Annotated in this window: 16 protein-coding genes; 5 read left to right on the forward strand and 11 right to left on the reverse strand. The window is 67.5% G+C overall.

Features of this window, described 5'->3' with window-relative positions:
* The first annotated feature begins 126 nt into the window (after positions 1 to 126).
* Positions 127 to 1,125: a LacI family DNA-binding transcriptional regulator gene (locus C7R54_RS21320; protein ID WP_129152420.1), complete on the forward strand. Its 999-nt coding sequence runs from the start codon at positions 127 to 129 to the stop codon at positions 1,123 to 1,125.
* Between the two features lie 149 nt (positions 1,126 to 1,274).
* On the forward strand, positions 1,275 to 1,991 hold the full coding sequence (locus C7R54_RS21325) for an HAD family hydrolase (protein WP_129152421.1): 717 nt from the start codon (positions 1,275 to 1,277) through the stop codon (positions 1,989 to 1,991).
* Between the two features lie 85 nt (positions 1,992 to 2,076).
* Here the strand turns inward: C7R54_RS21325 and C7R54_RS21330 are convergent, their stop codons facing one another.
* A complete protein-coding gene (locus tag C7R54_RS21330) occupies positions 2,077 to 3,300 on the reverse strand; it encodes a pyridoxal phosphate-dependent aminotransferase (RefSeq protein ID WP_129152422.1) in 1,224 nt (407 codons plus the stop codon).
* Between the two features lie 358 nt (positions 3,301 to 3,658).
* Between C7R54_RS21330 and C7R54_RS21335 the strand changes: the two genes are divergently transcribed.
* On the forward strand, positions 3,659 to 4,933 hold the full coding sequence (locus tag C7R54_RS21335) for a dicarboxylate/amino acid:cation symporter (protein ID WP_129152423.1): 1,275 nt from the start codon (positions 3,659 to 3,661) through the stop codon (positions 4,931 to 4,933).
* 21 nt (positions 4,934 to 4,954) lie between these two features.
* Here the strand turns inward: C7R54_RS21335 and C7R54_RS21340 are convergent, their stop codons facing one another.
* The gene (locus C7R54_RS21340; protein WP_338026222.1) at positions 4,955 to 5,872 is read right to left on the reverse strand and encodes a DMT family transporter; all 918 of its coding nucleotides are present in this window, start codon (positions 5,870 to 5,872) and stop codon (positions 4,955 to 4,957) included.
* 9 nt (positions 5,873 to 5,881) lie between these two features.
* Entirely contained in the window at positions 5,882 to 6,670 is a 789-nt protein-coding gene (hutG, locus tag C7R54_RS21345; protein ID WP_129152424.1) for an N-formylglutamate deformylase, read from the reverse strand.
* 191 nt (positions 6,671 to 6,861) lie between these two features.
* Here hutG and C7R54_RS21350 point away from each other — a divergent pair, with 191 nt between their 5' ends.
* Positions 6,862 to 7,062 carry a CsbD family protein gene (locus tag C7R54_RS21350; protein ID WP_129152425.1) on the forward strand — a complete coding sequence of 67 codons (201 nt, stop codon included), beginning with the start codon at positions 6,862 to 6,864 and terminating at the stop codon, positions 7,060 to 7,062.
* 173 nt (positions 7,063 to 7,235) lie between these two features.
* Here C7R54_RS21350 and glgX read toward each other — a convergent pair whose 3' ends face one another.
* Together glgX and C7R54_RS21360 are read right to left on the reverse strand one after the other, a co-directional pair.
* Positions 7,236 to 9,482, reverse strand: coding sequence for a glycogen debranching protein GlgX (gene glgX, locus C7R54_RS21355; protein ID WP_129152426.1), 2,247 nt, complete (start codon positions 9,480 to 9,482; stop codon positions 7,236 to 7,238).
* A gap of 122 nt (positions 9,483 to 9,604) precedes the next feature.
* The gene (locus C7R54_RS21360; protein WP_129152427.1) at positions 9,605 to 11,686 is read right to left on the reverse strand and encodes a putative bifunctional diguanylate cyclase/phosphodiesterase; all 2,082 of its coding nucleotides are present in this window, start codon (positions 11,684 to 11,686) and stop codon (positions 9,605 to 9,607) included.
* 359 nt (positions 11,687 to 12,045) lie between these two features.
* Between C7R54_RS21360 and C7R54_RS21365 the strand changes: the two genes are divergently transcribed.
* On the forward strand, positions 12,046 to 12,681 hold the full coding sequence (locus tag C7R54_RS21365; RefSeq protein ID WP_129152428.1) for a hypothetical protein: 636 nt from the start codon (positions 12,046 to 12,048) through the stop codon (positions 12,679 to 12,681).
* Positions 12,682 to 12,724: 43 nt separating this feature from the next.
* Here the strand turns inward: C7R54_RS21365 and C7R54_RS21370 are convergent, their stop codons facing one another.
* From C7R54_RS21370 to C7R54_RS21395, 6 genes are all read right to left on the reverse strand, one after another.
* Entirely contained in the window at positions 12,725 to 13,819 is a 1,095-nt protein-coding gene (locus tag C7R54_RS21370; RefSeq protein ID WP_129152429.1) for a calcium:cation antiporter, read from the reverse strand.
* A gap of 155 nt (positions 13,820 to 13,974) precedes the next feature.
* Entirely contained in the window at positions 13,975 to 14,502 is a 528-nt protein-coding gene (locus C7R54_RS21375; RefSeq protein WP_129152430.1) for a DUF934 domain-containing protein, read from the reverse strand.
* On the reverse strand, positions 14,495 to 16,228 hold the full coding sequence (locus C7R54_RS21380) for a nitrite/sulfite reductase (RefSeq protein ID WP_129152431.1): 1,734 nt from the start codon (positions 16,226 to 16,228) through the stop codon (positions 14,495 to 14,497). Before C7R54_RS21380 ends, C7R54_RS21375 begins: the two co-directional genes overlap by 8 nt.
* A gap of 273 nt (positions 16,229 to 16,501) precedes the next feature.
* Positions 16,502 to 16,942, reverse strand: coding sequence for an HU family DNA-binding protein (locus C7R54_RS21385; protein ID WP_094855066.1), 441 nt, complete (start codon positions 16,940 to 16,942; stop codon positions 16,502 to 16,504).
* 355 nt (positions 16,943 to 17,297) lie between these two features.
* On the reverse strand, positions 17,298 to 18,107 hold the full coding sequence (gene cobA, locus C7R54_RS21390; RefSeq protein ID WP_129152432.1) for a uroporphyrinogen-III C-methyltransferase: 810 nt from the start codon (positions 18,105 to 18,107) through the stop codon (positions 17,298 to 17,300).
* Positions 18,082 to 20,835, reverse strand: coding sequence for a nitrate reductase (locus C7R54_RS21395; protein ID WP_377815268.1), 2,754 nt, complete (start codon positions 20,833 to 20,835; stop codon positions 18,082 to 18,084). The genes cobA and C7R54_RS21395 overlap by 26 nt, the downstream gene beginning before the upstream one ends.
* Positions 20,836 to 20,847: the final 12 nt, after the last annotated feature.

The following is a 20,847-nucleotide window of genomic DNA, read 5'->3' on the forward strand; positions in this document are numbered from 1 at the left end:
TCCACCGGCGCCCCGAATGAGCAGTGCTGCACCGGGAAAAATGATAACGTTGTCCAACTGTCCCGGCAACGAAAAATTGGACCGGGGAACGGAATTTTTTACCGGGGTTTACCCTGACAGAAGCGTATGGCGTCCATCAAGCAGAAATCGATCACCCTGCATGACGTGGCCCGCGAGGCGGGCGTCTCCCTCATCACTGCATCGCGCGCGTTGGGGAACCCCGATCGTGTCTCCGCCAGGACGGTGGCGCGCGTGCAGGCCGCCGCCGACGCCGTGGGCTATATCCCCAACCTGTTGGCAGGCGGCCTGAAGTCGCGCCGCAGTCGCATGGTGGCCGCCTTGGTGCCCATTATCTCGGTACAGCAGTTCCTGCCCACCATACAGGCATTGACCGAACAGCTCGACCGGGCCGGCTACCAGTTGCTGCTGGGGCAGACGGGCTATGACAGGGCGCGCGAGACGGATCTGCTCAATTCGATGGTGGGGCGCCAGGTCGACGGCATCGTCATGGCCGGCCTGCTGGGCGACACGCCGGCCAGGGCCCGGATCCGGGCGGCCGGAATCCCGCTGGTGGAGACCTGGGATACCACGGAGCAGCCATTCGATATGCTGGTCGGTTTCTCCCATCTCGACGTCGGCCGCGCGGTCGCGGAGTACTTCCTGTCGAAAGGGTGGACGCGCGTCGGCGCGGCGACCGGCGACGACCAGCGGGCCTTGATACGCAGGCAGGGTTTCGTCGAACACATCGGCCATGAAGTCGCCACCGCCGTCGTGCCGGCGCCCAGCAGCCTGGGCTCGGGGCGGCAGGCCGGCGCCGAGCTATTGCGCAAGGACCCCGCGATCCGGGCGATTTTCTGCAGCTCGGATACGCTCGCGGAAGGCGTGCTGACGGAAGCGCGCGCGCGGGGCTTGCGCGTCCCCGAAGACCTGGCCGTATGCGGCTTTGGGGGCACGCATTTCTCCGGTTACCTTGCCCCCACGCTCACGACCGTGCACGTGGACGGCGCCCGCATAGGCGCCGAGGCCGGCCGGATCCTGCTGGAGCGATGCCGGGGCGAGACCCCCAGCCCTGGCGTCATCGATGTGGGCTTTCGCATCATCGAAAGGGAGTCCACGGCGGGGTAGGGGCGAGGGAAGTTGTCCGGCAAGGGCCGCAAGCCAGGGAGACGCTATACTTTTTCTTCTCCGCCTGGCCATCCCCGCATGGCCCCCTTACACCTGTACGCAGCCGATCCACGCTCGATCGGCGAGCTTTCCCGACACGATTTCCACGTATGTCCCTGAATGCCGTTGCGGCCATTTCGCTCGATCTGGACGATACCCTGTGGCCGTTCGCGCCTTCCGTGGCCCGCGCCGAGTCGGCGTTGCAAGCATGGCTGGTGGCGCATGCGCCGAAGACCGCCGCCCGGCTGTCGGCGCCCCGTGCGCTGGCGCTGCTGCGCGACGAGTATGAAGCGGCCCATCCCGAACTGGTCGGCGATTACCGGGCGCTGCGGTTGGGTTCGATTACCGAGGTGCTGGCGTCGGTCGGGGAAGACACCGCGCTCACCCAGCCCGCCTACGATGCGTTCTACGCCGCGCGCAACGACGTGGAGTTCTTCGAGGACGTACTGCCCGCGTTGACGTGGCTCGGGGCGCGCTTTCCCCTGGTCGCGGTCACGAATGGCAATGCCGACCTGGCATTGACGGGGGGCGGGGAATTCTTCATGGGCGCCTTGTCCGCGCGGCAGTTCGGCGCGGCCAAGCCGGACGCGGCGATTTTCCACGCCGCGGCAAGAATGGCCTCCGTCTTGCCGTCGGACATGCTCCACGTGGGCGATGACTTCGATCTCGATGTCGTCGGCGCCACGAATGCCGGCCTGCAGGCCGCCTGGCTGGTGCGGCGGCACGATGGCGCGGACATTTCCGTGCCTTCCCGCGCCGGCACGCACGTGACCGTGAGTTGCCTGCTGAACCTCTGCGCCCTGCTGGGCCGCAGGGACGGATCTTGAAGTTGAAGGACGGCTACGGCCTGAGGCCGTAGCCGCGGATCTCGGGTTAGATCCGCGGCTTAGACCCACGGCCCAGGCCCGCAGCTCAGGCCGTGCCCTTGCGCATCCCCGCCAGGAACCGGTCGATACGGCCGATGGCTTCCGTCAGGTCGTCCACGTGCGGCAGGAACACCATGCGGAAGTGGTCGTGCCGGGGCCAGTTGAAGCCGGTGCCTTGGACTATGAGCACCCGTTCCTGGTCCAGCAGGTCGTAGGCGAATTGCTGGTCGTCCTGGATGGGATAGATCTTGGGATCCAGCCTGGGAAACAGGTATAGCGCGCCCTTGGGCTTCATCACATGCACGCCGGGAATCTGGGTGAGCAGGTCGTACGCCAGGTCGCGCTGCTTGCGCAGCCGGCCGGCGGGCCCGACCAGTTCGTTGATGCTCTGGTAGCCGCCCAGCGCGGTCTGGATCGCCAGTTGCCCCGGCGTGTTCGAGCACAGGCGCAGCGACGCCAGCATGTTCAGGCCTTCGATATAGCTCTGCGCGTTCCGCTTGTCTCCGGAGACCACCATCCAGCCGGCGCGGTAGCCGCAGGAACGATAGTTCTTGGACAGGCCGTTGAAGGTCAGGATGAGAACGTCGTCGGCCAGCGAAGCCATGCTGACGTGGGTGTGCTCCTCGAACAGCGTCTTGTCGTAGATTTCGTCGGCCAGCACCACGAGGTTGTGTTCGCGGGCGACCTGCAGGATTTCCAGCAGCACCTCGCGCGAATAGAGCGCGCCGGTCGGGTTGTTGGGATTGATCACCACGATGCCGCGCGTACGCGGCGTGATCTTCGCGCGGATGTCGGCGATGTCCGGCATCCAGTCGGAGGCTTCGTCGCACAGGTAGTGGACCGGACGCCCGCCGGAAAGCCCTGTCACGGCGGTGTACAGCGGGAAGTCGGGGGAAGGAATGAGTAGTTCGTCGCCATCGTTCAGCAGCGCGTTGATGCTCATCGAGATCAGTTCCGACGCGCCATTGCCCAGGTAGACGTCGTTGACGTCCACGCCATGCACGCCCTTGCTCTGCATGTAGTGCACCACCGCCTTGCGCGGCGCGAAGAGTCCCTTGCTGTCGGTATAGCCGGCCACGTCGGCGACGTTGCGGATGATGTCCTGGATGATCTCGTCGGGCGGCTGTATGCCGAAGGCCGCGACGTTGCCGATGTTCAGCTTGATGATGCGCTGGCCCGCTTCTTCCATCTCGCGGGCGCGGTCGAGGACGGGGCCCCGGATGTCATAGGCGACAGCGTTGAGTTTGGACGACTTCTCTATGGGTTTCATGCCACGGCATTCCTAATGTGCCACCCATCCGAGGGATGGCCGATGTGTTATCGCCAAGGTTCCAGTTCGCGGGCGACGTGGACGGCATGATAAATCATGGCGGCGCGTGAGGCCGGCGGCGCGATTTTTCCCATTCCAGCCAGCGGCCAGGCTGCTCTACCGTAACCTCGCAGTCTGTGGGGGCCAGGGTTTTCCCGTATGATGCCGCCTGGGCTCGGCCGCGCAGGATCCCTGCGCCCCCGACCCCGACGGCCGATTTCCCTTCCTGCCCCCCCTCGGAAGGCGACTTTCCCCGCCGCATCAAGCCATCAATTCAGCAAAACGTCAGGCTGAACCCGCAGTCAAGAGAAGGACAGACATGAAAAACCGTCTAACCCTGGGCATCGCCATCGCGATGATCCTGGGAGTCGTCGTAGGCTACGCCTGCCATACCCGCATTACCGACGCCGCGGAGCTCAAGGAAGTGGCGGGGTATTTCTCCATCGTCACCAACATCTTCCTGCGGTTGATCAAGATGATCCTGGCGCCGCTGGTCTTCGCTACGTTGGTGTCCGGCCTGGCCGGCCTGGACAGCGGCAGCGACGTCGGCCGGATCGGCCTGCGGTCGGTGGCCTGGTTCCTCTGCGCCTCGCTTATTTCGCTGGCCATCGGCCTGGTCATGGCCAACGTGACGGGACCGGGCGCCGGGCTGCACCTGTCAGCGGGCACCGCCGAGGTGAACACGGGCCTGAACACGGCCGGCCTGAACGTCAAGGACGTGGTCACCCATGCGTTCCCGACCAGCGTGCTGGACGCCATGGCGCGCAACGACATCCTGCAGATCCTGGTGTTCTCGGTGTTTTTCGGGCTGGCCTTGAGCGCGCTCAAGCGCGACCCCAAGGCCGCGTTCGTTATCCAGGCGGTGGATGGCCTGGTGCCCGTGATGCTGCGCCTGACGGACTACGTCATGCGCTTCGCCCCGCTGGGCGTGTTCGGCGCGATCGCGTCCGTCGTGACCTTGCGCGGTCTCGACGTCCTGTTCACGTACGGCAAGCTGCTGGGTTCCTTCTACCTGGCGCTGGCGATCCTGTGGGTAGTGCTCGTGGCGGTGGGCTATGCCTTCCTTGGCCGCCGCATCGGCACCCTGCTCAAGGCGGTGCGCGAGCCGGCGATGATCGCCTTCTCGACCGCCAGCAGCGAAGCCGCGTTTCCCCGCCTGACGGAGAAACTGGAAGAATTCGGCGTCGACAAGAAAGTGGTGGGCTTCACGCTGCCGCTGGGCTATGCCTTCAACCTGGACGGTTCGATGGTCTACCAGGCCTTTGCCGCGATCTTCATCGCCCAGGCCTACGGCATCGACATGTCGGCATCGCAGCAGGTGGTCATGTTGTTGATCCTCATGCTGAGCAGCAAGGGCATGGCCAGCGTGCCGCGCGGCTCCGTCGTGGTCGTCGCCGCGATCGCGCCCATGTTCGGCCTGCCCGCCGCGGGCGTGGCACTGGTGCTCGCCATCGACCAGTTGCTCGACATGGGCCGCACGATGACCAACGTGATCGGCAACAGCATTGCCACCGCCGTCATCGCGAGGTGGGAAGAAAAGCGGGAAGAAAAGCGCCCGGCGCCATCCGCGCGGGTCGCGCGCGAGCAGGCCTGACAGGCGCAGGGCGCGGGCGCTTCAGGTCCCGCGCGCGCGCAGCCGGCGCGGGCGCCATTCGCTGACGAGGATGGCCAGCACGATCAAGGCCCCGCCGATCAGTGCCAGTCCCGGCAGGCGCTCGCCGGCCAGGCGGCCGAAGAGGCCGGCCCAGATGGGCTCTCCCGCATAGATGATGGCCGCGCGCGAGGCGTCGACCGTCTTCTGGGCCCAATTCATCGCCACCTGGATCAGCGCGCTGGCGCACCCCATGCCGCCCGCGAATGCCGCCAGCTCCCAGGACAGCGCGGGCGTCTCGTGCTCGCCCACCAAGGGGCGCAGCGCGAAGGCGAACAGCGCCGTGAAGGCAAGTTGCGCCACGGTCACGCAGCGCACGTTCACGCGCGCGGCGTAATGGCCGATGGCGCAGATCTCCAGCGCGAATGCCACCGCCGCCACCAGCGTCAGCGTCTGCCCCGTGGTGAAGGACAGGGCCAGTCCCTGGCCGCCGTCGGCGAAGCACAGCATGCCGGCGAAGGCGCATGCCACGCCAGCCAGGCACATGATGTGGGGCGGCCGCCGCCAGAACACCCATTGCAGCAAAGGCACCAGCGGCACGTACAGCGCGGTGAGAAAGCCCGACTCGCTGCTGGCCACGTGTTGCAGGCCCATGGTCTGCAAGCCGTAGCCCGTGACGATGCAGGCGCCGATGACGGCGCCGGCCCGGACATCGCGCCAGGCGATGGACCGCAGCGCGTGGCGCGAGACCAGCCCCACCGCCAGGGCCGCCGCCGCGAAGCGGCAGCCGACGAAGAATAGCGGCGAGCTGTAGGACAGTGCATGCTGCACCGTCAGGAAGGTGACGCCCCAGATCATGGTTACGCCGACCAGGGACAGCTCGGGCAGGCGGCGAGCCAGGGCCTTGCCCGGTGGGGATGCAGCGACGTCGGGGCGGTTCACGCCTGGCGCCTACAGGCAGTCGTAGGCCGCGCGCACCAGGCTCTCCACCACCGGCGTCACGCCGCTGGCCAGGTCCTCGCGCAGGGCGTAGGGATAGGTTTCGTTCATGTAGGTGGACTGGCACATCTCCAGCTGGATGACGTGCACATTGCTTGCCGGATCGCCGTATTGGCGCGTGATATAGCCCCCCTTGAAGCGGCCGTTGATGGCCCAGGTATAAGGGCAGCCCTGTTCCAGGCGCGCGCGGATGGCCTGTTCCATGGCCGGGGCGCAGCTGTCGCCGGCGGCGGTGCCGATGTTCAGGTCGGGCAGCTTGCCGTCGAAAAGGCGCGGCAGCACGCTGGCGATGGAGTGTCCTTCCCATACCATGACCTTGCCATGCTGGGCGCGCAGGCGATCGATTTCGGCGCGCAATTGGTCGTGATACGGCTGCCAGTAAGTATGCAGCCGCCGGGCGCGCTCGGCGTCGGTCAGCACCGACTCGTCCTTGTACAGCGGCACGCCGTCGAACGTGAGCGTGGGGCACAGCCCGGTCTTGGTCTGGCCGGGGTAGAGGTTGCCGTCATCGGGCGACCGGTTCAGGTCCACCACGTAGCGTGAGTAGCGCGCCCACAGGAAGGATGCGCCGATGGCGCGCGCGAAGGCATAAAGGGTGTCCAGGTGCCAGTCCGTATCGCCCGAGCGCAGGCCGGCTTCGGTCATATGGGGCTTCTGCTCGTCGGCGATCAGGCTGCCCAGGTGGGGAATGGAAACCAGCAGCGGCGCCGTGCCGCGTTCGAAGTGGAATATCTCGCTCATGCTGTCCTGCAGGTAAGGCTGGCCGCCGGGCCCGTGACCACGGCGGCAATGACAAGGAAACCGGAAACCGGGATGGGTGATTGTATTGCGACCGGGCAGGGCGGACGCCCGGCGCCGGCCCCGGGCACGGACCTTGCGACGGCGCCTGCGGAAGCCGCCGATCCCCGGTGGCAACGGAAGGAGCGTTCATCATGAACAAGGACCAAGTGAAGGGTGTGGGCGAACAGGTCAAGGGCAAGATCAACGAAACCGTCGGCAAGGCCACGGGCGACACCTCCCAGGAGTTGAAGGGCGACGTCCAGCAGGCGGCCGGCCAGGCCCGCAAGGCCTGGGGCGACGCGAAGGAAGATGCCAAGGACGAAGCCAAGAACGAGGCTCGCAAGCCGCACTAATTCCTGTGCATCCTGGACGGAGGGTGAGCGGCTCCGCTTCGGAGCCCCACCGTCGATAGGGAAAGCGCCCCGCGCGACGATGTCGGCGGGGCGCTTTTTTGCGTGGCGCTGGAGGATTTGGCTTGCCGGTTCGACGATGGGGCGGCGTCGACCGGCTCCGGCCCCGGTTTCGCCTATTTCGACGGTTTTTCCTTCTTCACGCTCTTCTTCACGATGGCCGCCGCTTCGCGCGCCGGCTCCGGCGTTTCCTCGTCGGTCAATGCTTCCTCCAGCTTATCGAAGACGCGTTGGGTGGGGCCCTTGGCCTGCAGGGAGAACAGCAGCAGCGACCGTCCAGTCACCTGGTAGACATCGCCCGATGCGAACTGCGGCAGTTCGGCCCGCACCGGCGCGTTGGTGTCTATCAGGCAGGTCCAGCGGTCATTGCCCGGAATCTCCGGCAGGGTGAAATCCACCACGTCGTGATAGGCATTGAAGATCAGCAGCAAGGTGGCGTCGGATGCCGGCCGCCGTATGCCCGTGGCGCGTGCGCGGCCGTCGATGATCAGCCCGAAGCAACGCATATTGGTATCCGCCCATTGCTCGGGCGTGAGCGCCTCGCCGGACGAACTCAGCCACTTGACGTCGGCCACGTCCATGCTTTCGTCGTAATCCCCGGTCAGGAAGCGGCCCCGCCGCAGCACCGGCAAGGTATGGCGCAGGGTGGTGAGCTTGCGCAGGAATTCGATCAGGGCCGCGCCATCCTCGTTGATTTCCCAATCGACCCAGCTGATCTCGTTGTCCTGGCAGTAGGCATTGTTGTTGCCTTGCTGGGTGCGCCCGAACTCGTCGCCCGCCACGATCATCGGCGTGCCCTGCGAGAAGAGCAGCGTGGCGAGCATATTGCGCTTCTGCCGCTCGCGCAGCGCGCGGATGTCCGGATCGTCGGTCGGGCCTTCCGCGCCGCAATTCCAGGAACGGTTGTCGGAATGGCCGTCGCGGTTGTCCTCGCCGTTGGCTTCGTTGTGCTTGTCGTTGTACGAGACCAGGTCGTTCAGGGTGTAGCCGTCATGCGCGGTCAGGAAGTTGACGCTGGCCCACGGGCGCCGGCCGCCATGGTTGAAATCGCCGCCTGATCCCGTGATGCGTCCGGCCAGTTCCGGAGCCATGCCTTCGTCGCCTTTCCAGAAGGCGCGCACCGTATCGCGATAGCGGTCGTTCCACTCGGCCCAGCCGGGTGGGAAGTTGCCCACCTGGTAGCCGCCGGGGCCACAGTCCCAGGGTTCGGCGATCAGCTTGACGCTGGACAGGATGGGGTCCTGGCGGCAAGCCTTGAGAAAGCCGCTGTTGTAGTCGAAGCCGTCCGGCTCGCGCGCCAGGATGGTGGCGAGGTCGAAGCGAAAGCCGTCGACCTTCATTTCCGTGACCCAGTAGCGCAGGCTGTCCATCACCATCTGCAGTACCCGCGGGTGCGACAGGTTCAGCGTATTCCCGGTGCCGGTGTCGTTGATGTAGTAGCGCTTCTGGTCCGGCAGCAGGCGGTAGTACGAGGCGTTGTCTATGCCGCGGAACGACAGCGTCGGCCCCAGTTCGCTGCCTTCGGCCGTATGGTTGTAGACCACGTCCAGGATGATCTCCAGGCCCGCCTCGTGGAAGCGGTCTATCATCTGCTTCAGTTCCGTGATGGCGCCGGGCACCTGCGAGAAATAGCGTGGGTCGGGCGCGAAGAAACCTATGGTGTTGTAGCCCCAGTAATTGGTCAGTCCCTGTTCCAGCAGGTGGCTGTCGTTGACGAAGGCGTGGATGGGCAAGAGCTCCACGGACGTGACGCCCAGGCTCTTGATATGGTCGATCACCGCATCGCGCGCCAGGCCGGCGAAGCTGCCGCGCAGCGCCTCCGGCACGGCGGGATGGCGCATGGTGTAGCCCCGCACGTGGGTCTCGTAGAAAATGGTGCGTTCCCAGGGCACGCGCACGCGCGTGGCGTGGGTCCAGGTGAAGCGCTGGTCGACCACGCGGCACTTGGGCACGAAGGCGGCGCTGTCGCGCTCGTCGAAGCCCAGGTCGGCCTGTTCGTCGCCGATGGGGTAGCCGAAGACGGCGGGGTCCCATTTCAACTCGCCGACGTAGGCCTTGGCATAGGGGTCCAGCAGCAGCTTGTTGGGGTTGAAGCGATGGCCGTTCTCGGGCTCGTAAGGCCCATGCACGCGGTAGCCGTAGACCGTGCCGGCGTTCAGGCCGGCGACGTGGACGTGCCAGATCTCGTCGGTGAATTCGGGCAGCACGATGCGTTCCGTTTCCTGTTCGCCCAATTCATCGAACAGGCAGAGCTCGACCTTGGTGGCGTGAGCGGAGAACAGCGCGAAATTCACGCCGTCGTCATCCAGGGTCGCGCCCAGGGGGAAGGGCGAACCTTCAGTGATTCGGGGCTGGTTGGGCATAAGCGGGAATCCATGGCAGACGCGCCTGGAGCCAGGCACGGGGCCTGGCTGTCGCAAGTGGCGTGCCCGGTCGGTGTCCCCGGTTTCTCGCCTTTTTGCCTGCCCGCGCCGCTGTTGCCAGTCTACGACCGGGGCGCCGCGCGGCCGATCACCATATCCTCGATATCCCGCGCGGGCGCCGGTCGGCCCAGCAGGTAGCCTTGCAGCGAATCGCAGCCGAGTTGCGTCAGCAGGGCCTGCTGGTCGTCGGTCTCCACCCCCTCGGCGACGATGTTCAGGTTCAAGGTCTCGCCCAGCGCGATGATGGACGATACGATGGCCGCGTCCTCGCTATCGGCCGTCAGGTCGCTGATGAAGCCGCGGTCGATTTTCAGTTCGCTGGCGGGCAGGCGCTTCAGGTAGAGCAGGCTGGAGTAGCCGGTGCCGAAGTCATCGATGGAAATGCGCACGCCCAGCTCGCGCAGTTGCCGCAGGGTGGCGAGGCTGGCCTCCACGTCGCGCATGGCGGTGGTTTCCGTGATTTCGAGCACCAGCAGGTCGGCGCCGATGCGGTGGCGTTCCATGGCGCCGCGCACGGCGGCGATGAAATTGGCGTGGGCAAACTGGACCGGCGAGATGTTCACGGCCATGGTCAGGTCGGTGCGGCCGCGGGCGCGCCAGTCCGCCAGTTGGCGGCAGGCTTCGTCGATCACCCATTCCCCTATCGTCACGATCTGGCCGGTGCGTTCGGCAAGGGGGATGAAGTCGTCGGGCATGATCATGCCGCGCTTGGGATGGCGCCACCGCAGCAGGGCTTCGACGCCGGTCAGCGGGCCATCGGGCGCACGGAATTTCGGTTGGTAATGCAGCTCGAATTCCTGGCGCTTGAGCGCCAGCCGCAGATCCTGCAGCAGGGCCAGATGGCTGGCGCCATGGGTCTTCATGGACGTTTCGAAGAAGCAATACTGATTGCGCCCGAGCGACTTGGCATGATACATCGCCGTATCCGCGAACTTGAGCAGGTCATCCGGGGTGCGCCCGTCGTCCGGGTAGATCGCGATGCCGATGCTGACCGTCACCAGCAGGTCATGGCCCTGGATGACCACCGGCTCGTCGATGATGCGCACCAGCGCGTCGGCGAGCGCGGCGGCGTCCTGCGGTTCGTTGATCGTGGCGACCAGCACGAACTCGTCGCCGCCCACCCGGGCCACGGTATCCTGGGCGCGCACCCCATGCCGGATGCGCCCGGCCACCTGCACCAGCAGCTGGTCGCCGGTCTGGTGGCCGAAGGAATCGTTGACGCCCTTGAAACCGTCCAGGTCCAGGAACATGACCGCCACCTGGTTCCGGCTTGCCTCCGCAAGTTCCACCGCCTGGTTCAGCCGGTCGCCCAGCAGCAAGCGGTTGGGCAGCTTGGTGAGATTGTCGTGCAGCACCAGGTGCGACAGTTCCTGGTTGGCTTCGGCCAGGGAACGCGACAACTGCGCCGTGCTCATTTCCAGGCGCAAGTCCAGCACCGACGTGATGAGGGCCACGCTGAGCACCGCCACCGTGGCCACGACGATAGGCAAGGACAGCCCGCTGGTGTTCAGGCCGCCATCGGCGACCGCGCCGCAGATGGCGCCCAGCGGGAAGCTCGCCGCCGCCATGCCTGTGTAGTGCATGGCGACGATGGCCAGCGCCATCAGCACGGCAGCGCCCATGCGCAGGTGGCGCACGCGCTTGCTGTACAGCCGAAGTTCGTGGGCGATCCAGAGCGCCGCGCCGGCCGCCAGCACGGCGATGGCGACGGATGCGGCGACGAGCCCCGGCGAGTAGTCGATGCCCGGCAGCATGCGCAGCGAAGCCATGCCCGTGTAGTGCATGACGGAAATGCCCGCCCCCATCAGCAGCGCACCGGCCGCCAGCCGGGGCCAGGGCAGGCGGTCGCGGCTCGCCAGCCATAGCGCCAGCATGGAGGCGCCGATGGCGACTAGGAGGGACAGCACGGTCTGGGGCACGTCGTAGGCCAGCGGGATGGGCAGGCTGAACGCGATCATGCCGATGAAGTGCATGGACCAGATGCCTATGCCCAGCGCGGTGCCACCGCCCAGCAGCCACCACCGGGCGGCGACGGGGCCGGCGCTATGGATGCGGCCGACCAGATCGAGTGCGGTGTAGGACGCCAGTAGCGCGACCAGGATCGAGCACAACACCAGCGGTGTGTTGTAGCTACCGGATAGCATCGACAATCTCCTACGGCTAGTACCGCTTATGCCAGTCGAGAGAGGGTCGTGCACGGCGGCGCCCGGTCCGGCCCGGGCGCCGCCGTGTCAAAAGGCGAGGATACGTCTACCCGCGTGTCCTGGTTCCCGAGGTCGGCATGGCGGGATTTCCCGGGCCGATCGCTGACAGATCTGAGGCAAAGACCGCAATCATGTCATTTTTCCGTGCCCCTTGCTGAAAACTCCTCGATAGGAATGCTAATTGCTCCGCCTGGTGTTGTTTTCCGGGAGGTCTGCCTGCGCAAGCCAGCGAGCACCTTGCCGCGCCAGCGGGACGCGGGGACGACCCGGCGCTGACGCAATTCGAAGAGGAGACCATCATGGCTTTGATCGTTGCGGCACGCTACACCACGTTCGACCAGGCGCGCGAAGCCGCCCGCGCGCTGTTCGCCGGCGGTTTCGCCGAGGAGGACGTGCATATCTTTTACGTCAATATGGCCGGGGCCCACGCCACCTATCCGATAGGCGGGGACCGCCCGGCGGATCCCGATGCGGGGCCGGCGCAATACGGCGCATTGCTGGGCGGGGCGGGCCTGGGCCTGATCGGCGCCGTCGCCGGCGGCCTGATCGGCGCGGCATTGACCCTGACGCCCCTGGCGGTGCTGGCCGTGGCGGGGGTGGGCGCCTACATCGGGTCCTTCCTGGGCGCCATGTTCGTGGTGGGAAGAAGCAAGCCGGGTTCGGCGCCGCGCGCCAGCGGCCAGCCCCACCATCCGGAAGCCCGCCATGCCGGCGTGCTGCTGGCCCTGCACACCGATCCCATGCGGGAACAGGAGGCCTGCCGGCTGCTGCGCGGCGCGGGCGGCGTCGACGTCGAACGCGCCAATGGCCGGTGGCAGGATGGGCATTGGGTGGATTTCGATCCCCTGCGGCCGCCGGAGCGCGAGCCGGATCCGGTCTCCACGCCGATGGCTGCCACGACAGCCGTGCCGCCGTCGTCCATGGCGCCGAGATAGCGGAGCAGGGCGCCTGGGCCGTCGGCGCGGGGGCCCTTGGGGATCAAAGACCGATCGCGGTCAGCATCAGGAAGGTCAGGAACAGCACCAGGTGGGTCATGCCCTCGATGGCGTTGGTCTGTCCGTCGTTGAGGTTGATCGCCGCCACCACCAGCGTGATGACGGTCATCACCGCCTGCGCCGGCGTCATCGCCATCTGCAACGGCAGGCCCAGGCACATGGCGAGCAGGGTGATGATGGGGATGGTCAGCGTGACGGTCGACAGCGATGCGCCCATGGCGATATTGACCGTGGACTGCATACGGTTGCGCAGGGCCGCGCGCAGGGCGGTGATGATTTCGGGGCCGGCCGAGATGATCGCCACGACCAGGGCCAGCAGGGCGAGGGGGGCGTGAGTGCCTTCCAGCGCGATCGGCATCGAGACCGACAGCGACTCGGCCAGCATGCCCACCACCGCCACGCCGACCAGCATGATCACGATGGACACGGCGGTGCGGCTCTCGGGCGCCGCTTCCGTGTCCGCCCGTGGCGGGGGGCGCCGTTTGTCGGGGTAGCTGTAGCTGAAGAAGTAGCTGTGCGGTCCCACCTGCATGCGCAGGAAAACGCTGTACAGCAGCACCAGGGCGACCATGGTGAAGACATCGTAGAGCGCCCAGGATGGCGGCGGCACGAATTCCGGCACCACCATGGCGATGCCCATGGCGGTGAGGATCATCACGGTATAGGTGCGGCCGGAGTCGTCGTTATAGGACTGCTCGCCGTGCTTGAAGCCGCCGATCAGGGCGGCCAGGCCCAGCGTGCCGTTGATGTCCAGCATGACCGCCGCGTAGATGCTGTCGCGCGCCAGCGTGGGCGATCCGTTCTTGATCAGGACGATGGCCAGCACGATCACCTCCACGACTACCGCGGAGAGGGTCAGCAGCATGCTGCCGTAGGGGTCGCCCACCTTGTGCGCGAGCTGTTCGGCATGGTGCGCCACGCTCATCGAAACGGTCAGGATGGTGGCGACCAGCACGACGGACACGATCAGCGCCGCCGGCCAGCCGCCCGCGACCATCTGTTCCAGGACGGCCGAGTGCGCGGCGAAGGCAATGACCAGGGCCAGTACCACGAACTTCTCTTGCTTGAGCAGGTGCATAGTCTTGTGCGGGTTGGATGCGAGGCAAGCAAGCAATCAAGCATACCAAAGCAAAACGCCGCCCGAGGGGGCGGCGTGGCAGGGCGGGACTGGGTGACGTCCGGGGGCGTCCGGGGGTGTCCAGGGGTGCTCGGGGGTGTCCGGGCGTCCGAGGCCTAGGCCGCCATCGGGCGCAGGTACTCGCGCTGGTAATGCACCGTGAACGTTCCCAGGGCTTGCAGGGCCTTCAGCGGATCATGCCCCTCCTTGACGACGAAGCTGTCGAAACCGCAGCGGGCCTGGTAGTGGATGGTGTCGATCAGGATGTCGCCCACCGCGCGCAATTCGCCTTCCCAGCCGTAGCGCGACCGCAGCTGCTGGGCGATGGAGTAGCCGCGGCCGTCGGTGTAGGCCGGGAAGTCGATGGCGATATAGGCGATCCCCGTGGGGTCGATGTGGCGCCCGTCATCTTGCGCCAGGGCGGCGGGGTCGGCATCCGGCCCCAGCAGCACGGCGACCGGATGCCGGCGGGCGCGCAAGGCGTCGCGTCCGGCCAGCCAGGTTGCCAGCGGCACTTCCCAACCCGGCTCGTCGGCCGGCAGGGCGGCGGCATCGCCCTCGGGCGGAACGAAGCGCTGGGTGGTATTGGCGATGAGTTCGCCGTAGCGGATCAGGTTGTTCATGATGGTCGGGGTATCAGGCATGCGCCGGCTCGCCGGCTTTGTCCTTGGCGGGTTCGTTGTACACGTCGGCCTTGAAGGGGTCGATGCCGACGCGCGTGACCACGTCGACGAAGCGTTCCACCTCGCTGTCGCGCAGGCGCAGGTAGGTCTGGATGAGCTTCTCGACGACGTTCGGCACTTCCTCCCGGGCGAACGACGGCCCGATGATGCGGCCGATGGCGGCGCCGCCGGCGCGCGACGGGTCGACCACGTTCAGGTCGTCCGCGCCGCCGTGCTGGCGGCCGCCGATGGTGACCTGGTACCACTCCTCGCCGGCCTTGTCCACGCCCAGGATGCCGATGTGGCCGACGTGATGGTGGCCACAGGCGTTGATGCAGCCAGAAATATTCAGGTCCAGCTCGCCGATCTCGAACAGATAGTCCAGGTCGTCGAAACGGGCCTGGATGGCCTGCGCCACGGGGATGGAGACGGCGTTGGCCAGGGCGCAGAAGTCGCCGCCCGGACAGGCGATGATATTGGTCAGCAGGCCGATGTTGGGCGTGGCCAGCCCCAGCGGCTTGATCGCCTCCCACAGGGCATGCAGACGGTCCCGGCGGACGTCCGGCAGGATCAGGTTCTGCTCGTGCGACACGCGCAGTTCGCCGTGCGAATAGTCGTCGGCCAGGTCGGCGATGGCGTCCATCTGGGCGTCGGTCACGTCGCCCGGCGGCACCCCGGTAGCCTTCAGCGACAGCGTGACCGACGCATAGCCGGCCACGCGGTGCGGATGGGTGTTCTTGCGCAGCCAGCGCGCGAAGGCCGGGTCCGCGGCCGCCTGCCCGGCCGTCGGGTCGGCGGCGGACGCGGCATCGGCGTCGTATTGCGGCCAGGTGAAGCGGCCGGCGATACGGTCCAGGTCTTCCTGCTTGAGTCGGTTGGGGCCGTCCTTGATGATGGCCCATTCTTCCTCGACCTGCCGTGCGTATACCTCGGGCGTCAGGTCCTTGACCAGGATCTTGATGCGGGCCTTGTACTTGTTGTCGCGGCGGCCGTGCAGGTTGTAGACCCGCAGGGCGGCCTGCAGATAGGTCAGCAGGTCATACCAGGCGACGAAGGGGCGGATCAGCTTGCCGATGATGGGCGTGCGGCCCATGCCGCCGCCCACCCAGACCCGAAAACCGATGACGCCGTCCTGCTCGACGGCCTGCAGGCCGATGTCGTGCACGCCGACGGCCGCGCGGTCTTCCAGCGCGCCGCTGACGGCGATCTTGAACTTGCGGGGCAGGAAGGCGAATTCCGGGTGCAGCATGGACCACTGGCGGATGATCTCGCACCACACCAGCGGATTGGTCACTTCGTCGGCGGCCACGCCGGCGAAATGGTCGGTGGTGGTGTTGCGTATGCAGTTGCCGCTGGTCTGGATGGCGTGCATCTGCACCGTCGCCAGGTCCGCCAGGATGTCGGGCACTTCTTCCAGCTTGGGCCAGTTGAACTGCATGTTCTGGCGGGTGCTGAAATGGCCGTAGCCGCGGTCGTACTTGCGGGCGATGTGGGCCAGCATGCGCAACTGGCGCGAGGCCAGCATGCCATAGGGGATGGCGACGCGCAGCATGGGGGCGTGGCGCTGGATGTACAGGCCGTTTTGCAGGCGCAGGACGCGGAAGTCGTCCTCCGTCAGCTGGCCCGCCAGGAAGCGTTGCGTCTGGTCGCGGAACTGGGCGACGCGCTCTTCGACCAGGCGTTGGTCTATGGGGTCATACACATACATGATGCTGCGCCTCGATACGCATGGCAGGGCCCGACAGCGGCCGCAAAAAAAGCCAAAAACGCAATCGTAGCGAATCTTGCGCGCTTGTGTCGGCCGACCCCCTGGCTGGGTTATTTGCTTAAGGCCTGGATTTATATGGAAATTCTGCTGCGAGGCAACAAACGGGATCTGGCGGGCGTGCCCTGAACGTAAAAAACCCGCCTGACGGCGGGTTTTGCAAGATCGGGCAGCAGGCGCGTTCCGCGAACGAAGCGCGCCGCCAGCCTGGCCGCTTTACTGGGCGGCGTCCTTCAGCTTCTTCAGCGGACGGACCTTGACCTTGACCGAAGCCGGCTTGGCCGGGAACCAGCGCTCTTCGCCGGAGAACGGATCCTTGCCGAAGCGCTTGGGCTTGGCGGGAACCTTCTGCACCGACACCTTGAACAGGCCGGGCAGCGCGAATTCGCCAGCACCCTTCTTGTTCACGGACGCCAGCACGGCGCCTTCCAGGCTGGCCAGGACCAGCTTGACCGACTTGGCTTCGACGCCAGTCTGCTCGACCAGGTGGGTCACCAGTTGGCTCTTGTTCAGAGCGGTCTTGATCACGGACACGGGAGCGGCCGCTTTCTTGGCGGGAGCCGCCTTGGTGGCAACGGCCTTCTTGGCCGGGGCCTTGGCCGGAGCCTTCTTGGCAACGGTGGAAACTTTCTTAGCAGGAGCTTTTTTAGTGGCCATGGTCGATGAAAGTTAAGGTTGATATATACGTGCCGCACGCCATGCGCCGGCTGAACGCGATGATAGCGGAAGCGACGCGACTATGTACATGATTTGCGCGCTATTGCGGCATAAATCGCGCGGAGAGGCGCAGGAACAACGGTTCTGGTCTCCGCGAGCCCTAAAAATACGGGATTTTTACGTGATGTAATGCTCTGCGTCGAGCTACCGCACAATGCAATCCGGGTCGGCTTCGCGTGCGTGCCGTTGCGTTCGAACGGTGGCGACATGTTGAAAAAAGCCTCTGTACAAGGGGTTTGCGCACTTCCCGCGGTATGCGCGCATCGGCGGCCGAGGCGCCGATGCACGGCATGCCCTATGCCGCCGCGCAAGCGCGCGCTCGCGGGCGCTCCGCGTCGGCCGGCAGGTGCGCCGCCGCCATCAGCGTGACGACTTCGCCCATGACGATCACCGCGGGGCTCTCCAGCCCCGTGCGCGCGATGGCCTCGGCCATCACGGCCAGGGTCGTGACGATGTGGCGCTGGTAGGGGCAGGACACGCGGTGCACGACGGCGACCGGCAGCGTCGGGGCGAACCCCGCCGCCATGCATTCCCGCGCCAGGCTGCCGGCGTCGCTCATGCCCATGTAGCACACGACCGTCAGGCCGCTGGCGGCCAGGCCGCGCCAATCGGGACGCGAGCCGTCCATGGTGTGCGCGGTGACCAGCGCCACGCCGCGACTGACGCCGCGGTGGGTCAGGGGCAAGCCCAGCGCAGCGCCCACCGCCAGGCCCGCGGTCTGCCCGCCGACGGCTTCCGCCGCGATGCCGCGGGCCGCCAGCCAGGCCATTTCCTCGCCGCCGCGCCCGAAGATGAAAGGATCGCCGCCCTTGACGCGCGCGACGACGCGGCCCTGGCGGGCATGGCGCGCCATCAGCCTCAAGATGAAATCCTGCGGCGTAGAGCGGCAGCCGCCGCGCTTGCCGACCTTGATCATGCGGGTGCCCGGGGCGGCCAGCGCCAGGATGCCGGCCCCCACCAGGTCGTCGATCAACCAGACCTGGGCCTGTCCGAGGACGCGGGCCGCCTTGACCGTCAACAGGTCGGGATCGCCAGGACCGGCGCCCACCAGCCAGACCTTGCCGGGCGCGGCGCCGGTTTCATTGGATGCGTGCGGAATCGTCATGAGTGGCCTTCGTGGTACGTGCGCACGAGATCATGCGCGAGATTTCGGGAGCGCAGGAGCCGCAGCCGGTGGCGCAGCCCAGGGTCTGCTTCAAGCCGTCCAGGTCCAGCCCGTCGGCGATGCCCGCCGCGATGGCCCGGTCGGTCACGCCCACGCACACGCAGATCGTGCGTGCCCGCGGCGTTCCGGCGTCCTGCCCCATCAGCAGCCGCGCCAGGCTGGCGGGCGCGGCGCCGCCGTCGGCCCAGGCGGCCAGGGTGTCGTGGGCCAGCAGGTCGCCGGCCAGGAAGAAAGCGCGCGGCCGGCCCTGGTCCAATGCCGCGCGGCGCAGCTTGCCGCGCGCGGGATCGTCGTAGACGGCGACGGCGCCCGTCGCGCCGGCACCCAGCCCCAGCGCGTCGTACAGCGCCGCCAGCTCCGTCGCCGCCGGCGCCCGCGCGGCCCCGATGGCCACGCACAGCCCGCCGCCGGCGATGGCGCTGGGCAGTAGCACCGCGTAAGGAAAGCGGCGCAGCCAGGACGCCAGCGCGCGGCGCAGGGTCGCGGCGTCGCCGCGCACCCAGCCGGCGGCTCGCCAGGGCAGGGCGGCCGGCGTCACGGCGATCGCGCAATGCTTCAGTTCGGGCTGGCGCGAAACGGGGTCGCGCGCCGGATTGGTCAAGGCATTGATGCCGTCGCCCGCCATGAATGCGCTGCCCCAATGCATGGGCAACCAGGCCTGGCCGCGCCGCAGGCTGGCGTCCGCGCGCGCCGGCAGGACGACTTCGCCGCGCCGGGAACGCAGTACGGCCAGGGCATCTTCCGCCACGCCCAGTTCGCGCATGTCGTCCGGGTGCAGGGACAGCCACGGCGCTTCCACGTGGCGCACCAGGGACGGCGACAGCGCGGTGCGCGCCAGGCTGTGCCAATGGTCGCGCAGCCGGCCGGTGGTCAGGCGCAGCGGGTAGTCCGCCGTCACGGGCTCGGCCACCGGCGCATGATCCACGGCGACGAAACGCGCCCGGCCGTCGGCCGTGGCGTAGATGCCGTCGGCGTACAGGCGACGCGACGGCGGCTGGCCGGGGCGGTAGGGCCATTGCTGCGGACCCAGCTCGTCCAGGATGCGGTACGTCAGCGCGCTGTAGTCCAGGTCGCGGCCTGCCGTGCTGGCCGCATGCTCGGCGAAGACCGCGGCTTCGTCCGGATACGCGAACAGCGCCGCCCGCGCCGGCGCGATGCGCGCGGCCAGGCGTTGCGCCACCCCCGCGGCCAGCCGCCAGTCGGACCGGGCGTCGCCGGGCGCGACGATGGCGGCGCGCACGCGGCTGATGCGGCGTTCGGAATTGGTGACCGTGCCTTCCTTTTCCGGCCAGGTGGCGGCGGGCAGGACCAGGTCGGCATAGTCCAGGGTTTCACCGCCCGTGTAGGCTTCCTGCACGATGACCAGCTCGGCGCGCGCCAGCGCGGCCCGCACCCGCGCCTGGTCGGGCAGGGACTGCGCCGGATTGGTGGCCGCGATCCAGATGGCCTTGATGCGCCCGTCGTGCAGGGCCTCGAACATCTCCAGGGCGGGCAGGCCAGGCCGCACCGGCAACTGTTCGACGCCCCACAGCGCGGCCACCTCGGCGCGGTGGCCTGCGTCGGCCGGGTCGCGGTGGCCCGGCAGCAGGGTAGCCATGCCGCCGGCTTCGCGGCCGCCCATGGCGTTGGGCTGGCCGGTCAACGAAAACGGCCCGGCGCCGGGTTTGCCGATCTGCCCCGTCGCCAGGTGCAGGTGTATCAGCGCGGCGTTCTTGGCCGTGCCGCTGCTGGACTGGTTCAAGCCCATCGTATAGAGCGACAGCGCCGCGCCGGCGCGGCCGAACCAGCGTGCGGCCGTGGCGATGTCGGCGGCCGGGACGCCGCAGATATCCTGCGCCAGGGCGGGCGGGCAGGCGGCGATCCGTTCGCGCAGGGCGGCGAAGCCGGTGGTGTGGCGCGCGATATGGGCGTGGTCGAGCAGCCCTTCGTCCTGCATCACGTGCAGCATGGCGTGGAACAGCGCGACGTCGCTGCCGGGCAGGATGGGCAGGTGCAGGTCGGCCAGCTCGGCGGTGTCGGTACGGCGCGGGTCGACCAGGATGATCCTCATGTCCGGCCGGGCCTGTTTCGCGGCCTCCAGGCGGCGGAACAGGATGGGGTGCGCATGAGCGGCATTGGAACCCGCGATCAGCACCGTGTCGGCCAGGCCGATATCGTCGTAGCACGCGGGCGGCGCATCGGCGCCCAGGGTCAGCTTGTAGCCGGCCACGGCGCTGGACATGCACAGGCGCGAATTGGTGTCGATGTTGTTGGTGCCGACCAGGCCGCGGGCCAGTTTGTTGAAAACCGCGTAGTCCTCCGTCAGCAACTGGCCGGAAAGATAGAAGGCGACGGCATCCGGGCCGTGGCGGCCGATGATGTCGGCCAGCCGGTCGGCGGCCAGGTCCAGGGCGGCGTCCAGCGCGATGTCGCGGCGGGGCGCCGCGCGGCTGTCGCGCCACTGCGCGCGCAGGACGCGGGCGCCGTCGTCGCGCACGGTATCGGCCAGGGCGCGGCCCTTGCTGCACAGCTTGCCCAGGCTGGACGGGTGGCTGGCGTCGCCGCTGACGCCGGTGACGCGGCCGCCCTCGGTGTGCACCCGCACGCCGCAGCCGGTGCCGCAGTAGCAGCAGATCGATGCCGTGGTGGCGGCCGGCGGCGCCGGATGGCGGAATAACGGGCTGTCCATGTTCATCGTCCC

This window comes from Achromobacter aloeverae (assembly GCF_004121055.1).
GTDB classification, from domain to species: Bacteria; Pseudomonadota; Gammaproteobacteria; order Burkholderiales; family Burkholderiaceae_B; genus Bordetella_C; species Bordetella_C aloeverae.

Excerpts from the sequence above, each read along its gene's own strand:
- C7R54_RS21320 (WP_129152420.1), top strand. The coding sequence starts at position 127 with ATGGCGTCCATCAAGCAGAAATCGATCACCCTGCATGACGTGGCCCGC.
- C7R54_RS21325 (WP_129152421.1), top strand. The coding sequence starts at position 1,275 with ATGTCCCTGAATGCCGTTGCGGCCATTTCGCTCGATCTGGACGATACC.
- C7R54_RS21330 (WP_129152422.1), bottom strand. The coding sequence starts at position 3,300 with ATGAAACCCATAGAGAAGTCGTCCAAACTCAACGCTGTCGCCTATGAC.
- C7R54_RS21335 (WP_129152423.1), top strand. The coding sequence starts at position 3,659 with ATGAAAAACCGTCTAACCCTGGGCATCGCCATCGCGATGATCCTGGGA.
- hutG (WP_129152424.1), bottom strand. The coding sequence starts at position 6,670 with ATGAGCGAGATATTCCACTTCGAACGCGGCACGGCGCCGCTGCTGGTT.
- C7R54_RS21350 (WP_129152425.1), top strand. The coding sequence starts at position 6,862 with ATGAACAAGGACCAAGTGAAGGGTGTGGGCGAACAGGTCAAGGGCAAG.
- glgX (WP_129152426.1), bottom strand. The coding sequence starts at position 9,482 with ATGCCCAACCAGCCCCGAATCACTGAAGGTTCGCCCTTCCCCCTGGGC.
- C7R54_RS21360 (WP_129152427.1), bottom strand. The coding sequence starts at position 11,686 with ATGCTATCCGGTAGCTACAACACACCGCTGGTGTTGTGCTCGATCCTG.
- C7R54_RS21365 (WP_129152428.1), top strand. The coding sequence starts at position 12,046 with ATGGCTTTGATCGTTGCGGCACGCTACACCACGTTCGACCAGGCGCGC.
- C7R54_RS21370 (WP_129152429.1), bottom strand. The coding sequence starts at position 13,819 with ATGCACCTGCTCAAGCAAGAGAAGTTCGTGGTACTGGCCCTGGTCATT.
- C7R54_RS21375 (WP_129152430.1), bottom strand. The coding sequence starts at position 14,502 with ATGCCTGATACCCCGACCATCATGAACAACCTGATCCGCTACGGCGAA.
- C7R54_RS21380 (WP_129152431.1), bottom strand. The coding sequence starts at position 16,228 with ATGTATGTGTATGACCCCATAGACCAACGCCTGGTCGAAGAGCGCGTC.
- C7R54_RS21385 (WP_094855066.1), bottom strand. The coding sequence starts at position 16,942 with ATGGCCACTAAAAAAGCTCCTGCTAAGAAAGTTTCCACCGTTGCCAAG.
- cobA (WP_129152432.1), bottom strand. The coding sequence starts at position 18,107 with ATGACGATTCCGCACGCATCCAATGAAACCGGCGCCGCGCCCGGCAAG.
- C7R54_RS21395 (WP_377815268.1), bottom strand. The coding sequence starts at position 20,835 with ATGGACAGCCCGTTATTCCGCCATCCGGCGCCGCCGGCCGCCACCACG.